Annotated in this window: 14 protein-coding genes; 3 read left to right on the top strand and 11 right to left on the bottom strand. The window is 25.9% G+C overall.

Annotation, left to right across the window (positions count from 1 at the left end; all coding sequences use genetic code 11):
* The 3 genes from ftsA to AVBRAN9331_RS01235 form a co-directional block, all read right to left on the bottom strand.
* Nucleotides 1-1,419: a cell division protein FtsA gene (gene ftsA / locus AVBRAN9331_RS01245; protein ID WP_336612258.1), complete on the bottom strand. Its 1,419-nt coding sequence runs from the start codon at nt 1,417-1,419 to the stop codon at nt 1-3.
* Nucleotides 1,416-2,891: a peptidylprolyl isomerase gene (locus AVBRAN9331_RS01240; protein ID WP_336608489.1), complete on the bottom strand. Its 1,476-nt coding sequence runs from the start codon at nt 2,889-2,891 to the stop codon at nt 1,416-1,418. The genes ftsA and AVBRAN9331_RS01240 overlap by 4 nt, the downstream gene beginning before the upstream one ends.
* A 67-nt stretch (nt 2,892-2,958) precedes the next feature.
* Nucleotides 2,959-3,456, bottom strand: a complete 498-nt coding sequence (locus tag AVBRAN9331_RS01235; protein WP_214116582.1) for a hypothetical protein — start codon at nt 3,454-3,456, stop codon at nt 2,959-2,961.
* A 64-nt stretch (nt 3,457-3,520) separates the two neighbouring features.
* On the opposite strand from AVBRAN9331_RS01235, the gene rsmH reads away from it, so the two are divergent.
* The 3 genes from rsmH to AVBRAN9331_RS01220 are packed head-to-tail and all read left to right on the top strand — an operon-like array spanning nt 3,521 to nt 6,679.
* A complete protein-coding gene (gene rsmH / locus AVBRAN9331_RS01230; RefSeq protein ID WP_336612257.1) occupies nt 3,521-4,426 on the top strand; it encodes a 16S rRNA (cytosine(1402)-N(4))-methyltransferase RsmH in 906 nt (301 codons plus the stop codon).
* Nucleotides 4,426-4,728 (top strand): hypothetical protein, encoded by a 303-nt coding sequence (locus AVBRAN9331_RS01225; RefSeq protein ID WP_214116578.1) that lies wholly within the window; start codon nt 4,426-4,428, stop codon nt 4,726-4,728. Before rsmH ends, AVBRAN9331_RS01225 begins: the two co-directional genes overlap by 1 nt.
* Complete coding sequence (locus AVBRAN9331_RS01220; protein WP_336612256.1) at nt 4,703-6,679, top strand: FUSC family protein; 1,977 nt, start codon at nt 4,703-4,705, stop codon at nt 6,677-6,679. Before AVBRAN9331_RS01225 ends, AVBRAN9331_RS01220 begins: the two co-directional genes overlap by 26 nt.
* A gap of 2 nt (nt 6,680-6,681) precedes the next feature.
* Here AVBRAN9331_RS01220 and AVBRAN9331_RS01215 read toward each other — a convergent pair whose 3' ends face one another.
* The 8 genes from AVBRAN9331_RS01215 to ubiE are packed head-to-tail and all read right to left on the bottom strand — an operon-like array spanning nt 6,682 to nt 13,404.
* The gene (locus AVBRAN9331_RS01215; RefSeq protein ID WP_214116574.1) at nt 6,682-7,029 is read right to left on the bottom strand and encodes a hydrogenase maturation nickel metallochaperone HypA/HybF; all 348 of its coding nucleotides are present in this window, start codon (nt 7,027-7,029) and stop codon (nt 6,682-6,684) included.
* Nucleotides 7,029-8,027, bottom strand: a complete 999-nt coding sequence (gene hypE / locus AVBRAN9331_RS01210) for a hydrogenase expression/formation protein HypE (RefSeq protein ID WP_336612255.1) — start codon at nt 8,025-8,027, stop codon at nt 7,029-7,031. Before hypE ends, AVBRAN9331_RS01215 begins: the two co-directional genes overlap by 1 nt.
* Before the next feature lie 10 nt (nt 8,028-8,037).
* Entirely contained in the window at nt 8,038-8,466 is a 429-nt protein-coding gene (locus AVBRAN9331_RS01205) for a hypothetical protein (RefSeq protein WP_214150038.1), read from the bottom strand.
* Nucleotides 8,463-9,398: a prepilin-type N-terminal cleavage/methylation domain-containing protein gene (locus tag AVBRAN9331_RS01200; RefSeq protein ID WP_336612254.1), complete on the bottom strand. Its 936-nt coding sequence runs from the start codon at nt 9,396-9,398 to the stop codon at nt 8,463-8,465. The genes AVBRAN9331_RS01205 and AVBRAN9331_RS01200 overlap by 4 nt, the downstream gene beginning before the upstream one ends.
* 8 nt (nt 9,399-9,406) lie before the next feature.
* Entirely contained in the window at nt 9,407-10,111 is a 705-nt protein-coding gene (locus AVBRAN9331_RS01195) for a type II secretion system protein (protein ID WP_336612253.1), read from the bottom strand.
* Nucleotides 10,108-11,184, bottom strand: a complete 1,077-nt coding sequence (serC, locus tag AVBRAN9331_RS01190; protein WP_336612252.1) for a 3-phosphoserine/phosphohydroxythreonine transaminase — start codon at nt 11,182-11,184, stop codon at nt 10,108-10,110. Before serC ends, AVBRAN9331_RS01195 begins: the two co-directional genes overlap by 4 nt.
* A gap of 2 nt (nt 11,185-11,186) precedes the next feature.
* Nucleotides 11,187-12,716 (bottom strand): exodeoxyribonuclease VII large subunit, encoded by a 1,530-nt coding sequence (xseA, locus tag AVBRAN9331_RS01185; RefSeq protein ID WP_336612251.1) that lies wholly within the window; start codon nt 12,714-12,716, stop codon nt 11,187-11,189.
* Nucleotides 12,703-13,404 (bottom strand): bifunctional demethylmenaquinone methyltransferase/2-methoxy-6-polyprenyl-1,4-benzoquinol methylase UbiE, encoded by a 702-nt coding sequence (gene ubiE / locus AVBRAN9331_RS01180; protein ID WP_336612250.1) that lies wholly within the window; start codon nt 13,402-13,404, stop codon nt 12,703-12,705. The genes xseA and ubiE overlap by 14 nt, the downstream gene beginning before the upstream one ends.
* Nucleotides 13,405-13,406: the final 2 nt, after the last annotated feature.

The following is a 13,406-nucleotide window of genomic DNA, read 5'->3' as shown; positions in this document are numbered from 1 at the left end:
TTAAAATATCCTTTCTATATAAGCACAAACTTTCTTCCAAGATTTAGCAAAAACGCCTTCAGATTTTTCTTCGTTAGAACTAATCTTTAATGACTCTAATACTTCATCTTTGTCATTTTTTTCAACCTTAAGCAATTTTTGTTCCTTAACATCTATATTTGTGTAATAAGAAGTATTGTTTTTAGTTTCTATTTCTTTATCTACCGAAAAATCTATGATTTTTTCTAATTCTGTGGTTTTTTGTCTAGTTAATAAAACACCACTAGAATTAAGCTCATATTTAGTATGAAAACCACAAGAATACATACATAGGCCTAATAAACATGTATATTCAGGCATAGTAAAAATCTCATTATCCCCATAAAATACGCTATTTTTTTCTATAACGGTTCTTACGGCTTTATTGTTAAATTTAGGAGTTGCTCTTTCAGCCATATTGTCTATTTTGAAACAACCTCCAGTTAAAACTACTCTTGAGAAAAATTTCTCATAAGGACTATCATCTATGCTAGCATATATACATTCAAGCATTTCTGTAAGTCTCATATTTACACACTTTGAAACTGATTCAACAGATACTCTATCAAGAGTTTGAGAACCGGTTTTGTAATATTCTACATGGGTGCTATTTTCTTCATCTTTAAATAAAGAAAATTGTAATTTAATTTTATCTGCAACCTCATTGCTAGCGGTAAGATATTTAGCAATATCGCTTGTAATATGCCAAGAACCAAAAGGAAAATAATACATCCATATAATTGAATTATAAGCATATATTGCAATATCACATACTTGCGAACCACAATCAATGATAGCAACACCATTTTCTCTTTCATCGTTATTTAAACAATAAATTGAATTAGCATATATAGAAGATACTAAAACATAGTTTTTTATATCAGCATTTGATAATATTTGCTTTATATTTTCATAATCATTTTTATTCATAGTAATAATATTAGCTTCCAACCTAAAGCTTGAAGCCATCATACCAAGTGGATCTTCAATATTATCAGTATTATTCGCTCTAAATCTATAAGGTAGTATATGAATTGGAATTTGATCGCTATGAATATCTGCAGATGTTCTAGCAGCATTAATTGCTTTTTCTATATCCTTAATCGTAATTGCCGAGCCATTAGCATCTAGCCTTATGTCAGCATATCCGGTTACAGAATTTGTATAAGCTCCACTAACAGAAACAGCAATTTTATCTATATTAATACTTAAATTTTCCTTAACCTTATTTACTGCTTTTTTAATGGAATTACTTGCGTCATTAATGCTTGTAATTTTTCCAGATTTAATTCCGTAAGTTTGTGTATTAGCAACACTAACTACTTTGATACCTTCCCCATCAAAACTAACAATAGCTACTTTTATTAAACTAGAACCAAGATCAATAGCTAAAATATTCAAAATTCACTACCTTTATAATAATTTTTAATTTCATAACGCTTATCTAATTCTTTTATTAAATCATCAAGCATAAGAGTAAAATTAATATTTTTCAACTCATTACTTAAATCAGTATTATTCTTTTCACTTGTATTATCAACTAATTTTTGAGAAAGTATTTCATATACTAATACTTTATCATTTAAAAGCACATAAGATTTTTTAGTATTTTTCAAAAATAACTCGCTCACAAATGTAAAAAATTCTGTATCTGTTAAATCGGTATTATTTTTAGAAACTTTAGATATAAAACCTATATTTTTGCCATTAATTTTATCTTTTTTTAATTCTTCTTCGCCTGTATTTGACAATAATTCTTTAAATTTTAATTCTCTTAAATCTTCTTCTACCATCATTTTAGCTTTTTCAAATTCTAAAGCAGTTGGCTGATTTATTTTATCAAGTCTTACTATGTAATATTTATTATCCATAATAAAAGGCTTACTCATTTCACCTACTTTTAAATCTTTATTTTGTAAAACTAATTCAGAATAAGCATTTTGATTTGTAGTTGATTGGAATTTAATTTCATTATTTTTTAACTTAATATAATCAAGTTTAGCTTCTTTTTCTAACAAACTTAAAGCAAAATCTATCTTAACATCATTTATTGCTAGTTCATATTCTTTAATTTTGCCTTCTTCATCTTTATAATTAAATTTATTATTTTCCCAATAAGCTTTCATATCACTTTCAATTAAATTGTCTAAATTAGGATTTAATGTATATACAGAATAATCATATGATAGTTCAGTTTTATATTCATCTTTATGTTCTTGCCAATAAGACTTTAATTCATCTTCGCTTAATTTGATTTTATCTTCTTCTTTAGACAAATCTATAATTTTTAAATTTATCTCATCTTGCATATTTAAACTAGCATTTGCGATTTCTAATTCTTCTTTATTTGCTGGAACTGCTAGTAATTTTAATAATTTAGAAATTTCTAATTTATTTTTAATTTGATTAGCAAAATCTGCTTCACTCATTCTTAAATTTTTCAAATATGTTAAATATTTACTTTTATCAAATGTTTTATCTTCTTCACTTTTATTAAATAACTCATAGCTAGCTATTGTTTTTACAACTTCTTCTTCACTAGCATAAAATCCCAAATCATAAGCATAATTTAATAATAATTTTTCTCTTATTAATTCCACTAATGCTTGTTTATCCAGTCCTAATTTTAACGCTTGTTCTTCTGTTAATTCACCATTAGATAATTGATTTTGAATATAAAATAATTCGCTATATTTATCATTAAATTCTTTATGTGTTACGCCTAAATTTCCTACTTTTGCTACATATTTGCTTCTTGAACTATTTAAATCTACACTACCCCAACCAACAGTTCCTGCACCAACAAATGCTATAACGCTAATCCAAATTGTAACAACTAAATATTTTTTATGACGCTGCATCCAAGTAATCATTATTTATCCTAATTTCAAGTGTTTTTAAAGAAAAATCCTATCTTATAAGCATTAACAAAGATTTAATTTATAAAGAAATTTTAGCCTGCAAATCTATATCAAAAATTTTAGAAAATAAACCATTAAAATCTCTATCAAAAATCAATAATCCAAAATTCTTTATCATTAAAAAATTAGATTTATTTTTTCTTAATTTATCTATTAAAACATTCATATCTTGCAAAATTAATTCATTTTCTATAAAAATATTTTGATTTTGATATTTCAAACTTGAACCATTACATATTTTCATTATATCTTTAGTGCAAACTACGGCTATCACTTTAGCTTGTGAAAAAGAATTATATATTTTTGAATGTAATTTTACATATTTACAAGCATCATATTGTTTATAATTTTCATTTAATAATAATTTAATAAAGAATGAATTATCATCATTAAATATTGTATTTTTGTTTATTAAAAACGCATTATCTTCAAATCTTGAAGATATAGAACCATTAAGTCCATATATAAAGTCTTTTTCATACATTATTTTTGCGTATTTTTTGATTTCAGCAAACATTATTATATCCTTGTTAAAAAGTTTTATTTATTATATATACAATATTAAATTACAAGGTAAGCATTTGCAAATTCATATTCCCGTTTTAAAAGATGAAGTAGTTAAATTATTTAAAGATTTAGATAATGGTTATTATCTTGACGCGACTTTGGGCTATGCAGGACACGCTAGTGCTATATTAAAAAATAATAATAAACTAAATCTAATAGCATGTGACCAAGATATAGAAGCCATCAATTATTCTAAAGAAAAATTAAAAGAATTTAATGTAGATATTCAAATTTATAAAACAAATTATGAAAATATATTTTCTTTCATTAATAACAAAAATGAAATTAAAGGTGTATTAGCAGATATTGGAGTATCTAGTTTGCAATTAGATAAAGATGATAGGGGTTTTTCTTTTGATTCTAGTGAATTAGATATGAGAATGGATAAAAATAAAGATTTTGATGCAAAAACTCTAATTAATACCTATACTAGCAAGCAACTAAGTGAAATTTTTAAAAATTACGCAGAATTACCAGAAAAACTAGCTTCTGATATAGCTTCAAATATTATCAAAAATAGACCTATTAACTCTTGCAAAGAACTTAGTAAAATAATAGGAAATGCAAAGTTAAACAATCGTAGTGTAAGCCTAAAAACTTTAATATTTCAAGCAATTAGAATTGAAGTAAATGATGAATTAGGAGTGCTTAAAAGATTTTTAGAGCAACTAAAAGAATTTAAAAGTTGTCTAATTTGTATAATTACTTTTCATTCTTTAGAAGATAAAATAGTAAAAGACACTTTTAAAAAATGGGCAAATAATTGCATTTGTGATGAATTTGCAATTAGATGTGAATGTGGTAATAACCATTCCTTAGGAAAAATTATTACTAAAAAACCAATTGAACCTAGCAAAGAAGAAATAAAATATAATTCTAGGTCAAGTTGTGCAAAACTTAGAGCGTTTTATTTAAAATAATGAAAAACATAAGAACAAGTACAGAAGAAAAAGAAGAATTACTAATAAATAAATACCAAGATTATTCTATTTTAGGTTTTAACAAAAGGCTAATATTATTATTTTTTATAATAATGATTATATCAATTAGCTTAGTTTGGGTTAGACTTCAACTCTATGAATCAAGTAAAGTTTATGCTCAATTAAAAGATAAAAGAGAAGTATTAAGCGAAGAAAATAAAGAGCTTAAAAGAAAAATAGAAGCTTTACAATTTAAAAATAAAATTACAAATTATTTTGAAGTGCAATATGGAACTAAATAAACAATATTTTATTAATTCGTATCAAAAATTAAAAGTGTATTTTCATAAATACGACCCTAGTAATTTTTCATTACTATACGCTATGAAAGCTTGTGTTGGACTTGCTATTTGCTTAATCATAAGCTATTTTACAATTCACGAAAACTATACTATTTTTAGTGTTTTGTCTTGTGTTTTTATATTTTATATGAACAATCTTAATTCGGTAGGAACTAAGAAAATATTATATTTGCTAGCTTTTACTTTTTTTGGTTGTTTTTTTGCTCTAGTAGTTCCTTATTTAATCAAACTTGATTTTTTTATGGCAATTCCTAGTTTTATTTGGATTTTCGCTGTTATTTTTGCAGGTGCAATTTCACAAGACGCACTAAAAGTTGGCATATATGCAACCTTACTTGTTATGGCTATGTTAATTAGTGCTAGTCTAAATAATTTTGATTCTTTAGAAGTATTTTATGCGACATTAATTGGCTCTTGCGTAGCAACTATTTTTAGAACTTTTGCATTTTATACTTATGGTGGATTTACTAGAAGAAGTTTTATAATGCTTTTAAATGATTTGATTTATATGAGTGAAAATATGACAAATAGCAAATATGAAATGTGGCAAAATTTATTCGTAACAAGGATAAATGAATTTAAAAGACTTTTTGAAAGTAAATCAGTAAATATAAAAGACTCAAGCCTTATAAGACACCAAGAAATGGCTATGTTTTATTTGCTAAAGTGTGAAGAAATAGCACTTGCTTTATTTTCACTAAGGACATTTTTTAAACAAAATTCAAAAAACGCTCATATAAAAAATATTCAAAATGAAATTATTTTTAATCTTGAAGAATTAAAAAAGATATTTAAAGATGAAAAAGTCAATCTCAAATCATTTTGTCTTGATAGATTAAAACAATTAAATACCTTACCAATATTATGCACCTTAGTAGAGGTTCTTTATTACAAGCTTGAATTATTTAAACAAGGTGGAGCAAAACAATTAACCTTAAAACCAAAAGATAAAAAAATCACAATTAAAACTATTTTAGAAAAGTTTCATTTTGATAATAAGTATTTTAAATTCTCAATAAAAGTTGCATTAGCAACTTCGTTTTCGTTATTTTTAGCATTATTTTTCAAAATTGACCACGGAATTTGGATAGCGATGGGTGTTTTTACAATGTTTAAAGAAACCATCAATTCAACTACAATTAATAATAAAGAAACCATTTATGCAGCACTCATAGGCTTTGCATTAGGACTTTTAATTATTTTTTCAATACATTCAAAATTAATTTTTGTAGTGCTATTTTTATCATATTTTGCTTGTATATATTTTAAGCATTTTCCATATTTTATAGCAACTATTTTTATTATGCTAAATCTTGCTATTTTATTTGCGAGTTTAGGACTTGATTATGAAAGATTACTTGTATATAGATTAATTGATTTTATTGTAGCATTTTTTATAGTTTATACCTTTTCGTATCTTTGGCCTAGCAAAAGCGAAGATGATATAAAACCTACTTTAAAAGACGCAATAAATAATCTTAAAAACTTCTTAAGTGCTGTTATTAAAAAAGAAGATTATTTAAATTATGAAAATAAAATTTTATTAAATATTAAAAGCCTTAAAAACCTTTTATACGAAAGCAGAAACAAGCATAATAAAATTGAACAAATTAGACTACTAGAAGCAGTTTTGGAAATGAATAACTTATGTATATCATTAAATGAGTATTTATATTCAAAATATAATAAAATTCAATTAAAAGAACAATCAGATATTGGAATTTTAATCACTAGATTTAAAATGATGGAAAATATAAGCAATGACTTGCCTTATTATTTTTATGATGAAATAGATGATAAAATTCTAACAAACGATGAGAGAATTAAGTATTTTATAAACCAAATCTCAAAACGCCAAGATATAGTATATAAATATCTAATTGATAACTAAAATCACTCTAATTCAACTTGCTCTAATAATAATTCATCGCCACTTTTAATCTCAACATTATTGCTAGAGCAATTTTTGCAACAAAACTCATTTTTATTTTGAATAAAACTACAATTACAATCTTTGCAAAAAAGTTCAAGTTCTTTTAAAACTACTTCTAATTTAGCATTGAAATAGCTTGAATTATTATCGCTAGTAAAAGCATTGAAAGCTTCTTTAAAATAATGCTCTTCAACCCCACTAAGCCTACCTATACTAACTCTTACTCTAGTAATTTTTGTAGCTTTATTATTTATTCTAATTCTTTCACACTCATCTAAAAGATTATTAACAATTGCCATTTCATGCATTAGCAAATCCTTGGCAATAATTCGCCTTTTGGCATTTGTAAAATCCTACTTCCACCATAGCTATTATTAAGCTTTACTGATGGGCTTTTTGACTTATGCACTACACCTATTATATTTGCAAAATCATTGTATTTTTTTAATTCTTTTAATACATTTTGTGCATCTTCTTTAGAACAAATACAAACAAATGTTCCTTCATTAGCTAATTCTAAAGCATCAAATCCTAATAATTCACAAAGCCCTAAAACCCCATCACTTATACTAATATCACTTTCATTGATTATAAATTCCAAGCCACTTGATTTTGCTAATTCATTTAACACGCTAGATAAACCACCACGAGTAGCGTCTCTTAGACATTTTATATCGTATTTTAAAATATCTCTTACTTCACTATATAAACATTTTGCATCACTCATAATATCGTAGTTAAAACCAAATCTAGCAGCCATTACACAAGCTCCATGCCTTCCTAAATCACCACTTACTATAATAGCGTCGCCTTCTTTTATATTTTTTGTGCTAATTTTATTATTATTAATAAATCCATTTGCATCGCCTATACAAGTTGTATTTATATATATCTTATCAGCCTTACCTTTAGGAACTACCTTTAAATCCCCACACTTAATTCCTACTTCAAATTCTTTTGCAGTATTTGATAAATCATTTAATATTTTTGCTAAATCATCAAGTAAAAAACCTTCTTCTAAAATAAGACCTAAAGTAAGATATTTAGGCTTTGCTCCCATCATCAAAACATCATTTATAGAACCACAAGCTGCGATTTTACCTATATTTGCACCATTAATAAAAATTGGGTCAAGCACAAAAGAATCAGTTGAAAAAGCAATTTTAGAAAAACCATCACACACAGCAGCATCTTCGCTAAGTCCTTGAGAATTATCAGCATGAATATGTTTTAAAATAAAATTATTTAAAAACTCATTCATCTCATCTCCGCCACCACCATAGCTTAATAAAACTTGCTTTTGCATAATATTTCCTTTAATTTCCTATTGTGTAATCTCTTACTAATCTAATTTTTGCTACTTTTGATAAAGCTTCTCCTGTCTCAACACTAATTCTTGCTAAAACGGTGTTTTTATCAAATTTTAACGCTTTAGAGCTATCAACTTTTGTATATTCTATTGTGATTAAATATTTTCTATCACTATTACTAGGGTAATAGTAATTCTCGGTTATTTTTGCGTTTGACATAATACCTGAATTAACTATAGGATCACCTGATTCAAACCATCTACTTAATGCCTTTGCTCTAGCCCCGTCCATTATAAGTTCAACTTGCTCTTTAAGATAAGCTCTAGCTGCAAATGACACGGTGCTTTTTGATGATTGCAGTGTTAAAACTCCAACAACGCTTACTAAAATAATAAATATAATAGCAGTTATCATACTAAAACCTGATTTTTTCATATTATTACCCCACTTTTGCAAACTTTAAGGCTTGTCTTTTTAGTAATAAAACTACCTGGCAAATCATTTACTTCTAAGCATAATTTAATTTTAGTAACGCCGTTATTATTACTAATAATAAAATCACTAACATTATTTACAAGTGTTACTTTATCAATGCTATTTGTTGAGAAATTTGGTCTTTTATCTTTAAAATCATAACTATAATATTTTAATTCACCATCTTCAAACTTAATACCTTCAATCTTATCAACTAGTACATATACATTACTAATTGTAAAAATCTTATCACTTAGTTTTAGTTCAATTTTTGCATAATCTTCTTTCTTACCACTACCAACATTTCTTTCAGCTATTTCTAAATCATACAAATCTTTTTCCATAAAAGAAGTTGAAGTTGCTATATTATCCCCTAAAAAATATACGCCTAACTTATCTCCTAAAGAATACGAATTAATAATTTTAGTATTAATACCTTTTTGTTTATGAGAAAAACAATTAAAATAATTTGTTCCATCATAGCAACTTGCTTTATCATTTACAGCTGCATTAATAACGCTTCTAGTTTCATTAAGCCCGTCCCATTTATTATGCTTTTTATCAATAATAGCAATTCTAGCCCATTCAAAAATCTTAAAATCTTTCTTTAAAGAATCATCTTCAATATTAAAAACAAACTTACAATCAGTTACAGAATTTACACATTCAGAATTTTCAGCTTTTTTAAGTCTAAAGCTATTTTTAATGGCATTGTTTAGGTGTGTTGTTAAAAAGTCCATAGTAGCTTGAGATTTAAGCTCAAGTTCATTTAATGCTCTAACTCTTTGTTCGTTATCGTAAGAAAATTTAATAATCTCAATTCCAAGCCCTGCAATTATTCCTAAAATAACAATAACAACAATTAATTCTATTATCGTAAAAGCCTTTTTCATCTACTTCCTTATAAACTTAAATAATTTTTTAATTTTGCTTCATTAGTGCTATCCCAAGTGGTATCACTAGTCTTCATTGCATATTGGCTATAAATACTATCTAATCTTCCAAATTTATTAAAAAATACATCAAATGATACAATAGGATTAGCTCCATCTAAAATCTGCATTTGACCTACATACATTGTGCTAGTCCCGCCTATATCTCCACATATACTATTTGTTGATATAGCACAATCAGCAGGGGTTTTAAAACCAAATTTATAAGATGAATCTATTTTTGAATACTTACCATATTCATATTTTATATTTTGACCTAAAACATTAGAAAAGCTTACATTTTTTTGATTATTTATAGAAATATTATTGATATTTGCAGCACTTCCTGATGAAGTAGCATAATATCTTGAATTAATATTAATTTGATTTAACTCATCAACTTTATAAGTTATCTTACCTTGTAAAGCAGGAGTTAATATATATTGAGATAATAAGCTATTGGTTTTGTATTCATCATAAGCTATATTAGAATTATCATAAGGTAGATTTCTAATAAGTCCATAAAGCTCTTTTACTTCATAAAAATATTCTTGTTTATAACCTACCTCATCGCCTTCTAAACTAGCATTAACTATTTTTGGAATAGCTGCTAAGCTAATTCCAATTACAACCATAGAAAATATAAGCTCAATTAATGAAAAGCCTTTTTTCATCCACGAACCCTTTCATATTCTTTCATATATTCACCTAAAATTTTAACTTTTTCTAAACTAGCACTATTGTAAATACTAGCTCTTAATCCGCCAAGTTTTTTATGACCTTTTAAACCTAGCATATTGTGTTCTTTAGCAGCTTTACTCCAAAATTCTAAGTCTAATTCATCATTTCCTGTAGTAAAGCAAACATTCATAACTGATCTATCATCATTATTTACATAAGCTTTGTAAAAATTACTATTATCAATAATATCATAAAGATATTTAGCTTTTATTTCATTTTCTTGATTAATTGCATCAAGTCCGCCCTTAGCCTTAATCCATTTCATAATTTTTGCATATACATAAATAGCAAATGTAGGCGGAGTATTAAATAAAGAATTATTATCTGCATAAGTGTTGTAATTAAACATTTTAGGCATAGTTTTATTTTTACTGCGTTCTAATAAGTCTTTTCTAATAATTAAACATGCAAATCCTGCTATACCAGCATTTTTTTGAACTCCACCATATAAAACACCTATATTTGAAAAGTCTAATTTCTTAGAAAAAAAGTCCGAACTAGCATCAATAATCAAAGGAGAATTTGAAATAGGAAGTTGCTTATATTGAGTTCCATGCACCGTGTTATTTGAACAAATATAAGTATAAGAACTATCATTATTTAAAGCAATTTTTGGAATATAATTATATTTACTATCTTTTGAACTAGCTACGATTTTTGCATTTACTCCAGCTAAGATAGCTTCTTCGCAAGCTTTTTGCGTCCATACATCAGTATCAATGTATTCACAAGGCTTATTATCTAGGCTAAAATTCATAGCCAATAAGCTAAATTGCATAGTAGCACCACCTTGAACGAAAATTACTTCATAATCATCATTTATTCCATAAAGCTCTTTTGCATCTTTAATAGCGTCATTGTGCATTTGCTCATAATAACTTGAGCGATGACTAATTTCCATAATAGAAAAGCCGTTATTTTTATAACTTAATAATTCTTCTTGAATTTCTTTTAAAACCTCTAATGGTAATTCAGATGGTCCTGCACTAAAATTGTATTGTCTCATTTTTACTCCTTTATAATCTTTGCTATTTTTACACAATCAATTGATTTTAGCGTGATTTCATCACCTTCTTTTAAAGCACTAAGTTTTATGCCTTTATTATCTTTCATAACTCTAGCATACTCTTTAATGCTTTCTAAGAATGATTGATGAGTGCTTAAAATCTTTTGATAATTGTTTATTTTTACATATTTTTCTTTAAATTTAGGTTTAAAGTTGTTATTTAATAATATTTTTTGATTTTCTAGTTTGTCTTTTGCTAGTTTTATTTTAAAATCAATGATATTTTTACTCTTTATAAAATCATTTAAAGATTGATTTTTATTTAAAATAGCCTTATTAAAAGATTGCTTTGCTAGTTTTTCATATTGATTTAGGCTAAATTGCATACTTGAAATATTACTTTTAAGCTTTGTGATATTTATCTTATTTTCATAAATATTATAAAGCTTTTCTTTATTTTCTAAGGCTTTATGAAAATTATTATTTAAAATAGTTTTTTGATTATTTAAAATTAGCTCATTTTGTTTTAAAATATTTTTTAGCTTATTTTGAAATAAAGTCTTTTTATTTAAAAGATTATTTTTATATGAATTAAATTTAAAATTCACTTCTTTTTTAGAAAATTTACTTGCTAAATATAAATAATTTTGCTCTTTTTTATCCAAATGTTTTTTAATAGTTGAATTAAAATAATTTTGCAAATTATCTAAATCTAGCATTCTATCAAACTTATTATAAACCAAGCTTTGCATAGCCGCAGTTGGGGTTGCATAATACTTACTAGCTGCTAAATCGCTTAAATGAGTATCTATTTCGTGTCCTAAACCCGTAATTATTGGGATTTTAGATGCTACGATTTGTCTTACTAAAGCTTCATCATTAAAGCAAAATAAATCTTCTTTACTACCACCGCCACGAGCTATTAATATAACATCAAAATCAAATTCATTAGCCTTTTTAATACACTCAATTACTCTTTTACTAGCATTTTCTCCTTGCATTAAACTATCAAAAAACACTAATTTTATTAAATAAGCTTCGTTGTTTTCATAAACTCTTAAAATATCTTTAGCAGCAGCTGAATTAATAGCTGTAATTACTGCAATTTTTTTAATATTTTTTGGAATTTGTTTTTTATAAATATCTAAAAACAAACCTTCATCTTTTAATTTCTTATAAAGCTCATTAAAAGCTGCTTGTAATTTACCCAATCCATCGGCTAATTCATAATCAGTGCAGTTTAATTGATACTTTCCACTAGCAGGATATATGGTAAGTTTTCCAATGGCTATTATTTTATTGCCTACTATTAAATTAGCCTTACCTTTGTTATAGCTTGAAAACATAGTGCAATCAAGGCTTGATAACTCATCTTTAATAGTAAAATACCAATGCCCTGAAGTATGATTTGTAATCTTACTAACTTCTCCTTGAATTGCGATATTTAAAAAAGTATTTTCTAAATTATTTTTAGCAAGATTATTAATTTCGCTTACACTAAAATATGTTTTTTCTAGTTTATTTGCTAACATTTTTACTCGCTATAAACAATGAACTAACTCCAAAACTATAAGTTTTGAAAAGTTTTAAATCAAAATTATGCTCTTTTAATTTATCTTTAAATTCATCATTTGAGTAAAAATCATCAATAGAATTAGGTAAATATTCATAAGCTGCTTTGTTTTTGCTTAAAATTCCACCTATTATAGGTAATATTTTTTTTAGATAAAAATCACGGAAAAATCCTATTATACCGCCCTTTTCTCTTTTAAAAAACTCTAATACTAAAAGCGTTCCATTAGGCTTTAGCACTCTTTTAAATTCTTCCAATGCTTCATCTTTTTCAACCACATTTCTAAAACCATAACTAATAGTAATTAAATCTATGCTTTCATTATCTAATGGTAAATTATTTGCATAGCCTAATTTAAAATCAATTTCTAAATGACGCTTTTTAGCCACTTCTAGCATTCCACTACTTGGGTCAATCCCTACAACCTTTGCATTTGGAATTTTACTTAGCAAAACACACATATCGCCTGTCCCACAAGCAATATCAGCTATATTTAAATTAGAATTTAAATTAAGAAAATCTTTAACCTTACTAATCGCATCAAATCTCCATTTTGCATCGATGCCAAAACTTAAAACCTTATTAGCTTTATCATAACTTGGAGCTATTTCATTAAACATTTCTACTATTTTTTCTTGTTTTTGCATAT

It is taken from the genome of Campylobacter sp. RM9331, assembly GCF_020137685.1.
Classification (GTDB): domain Bacteria; phylum Campylobacterota; class Campylobacteria; order Campylobacterales; family Campylobacteraceae; genus Campylobacter_E.
This window is presented reverse-complemented; position numbering and strand designations above follow the sequence as displayed.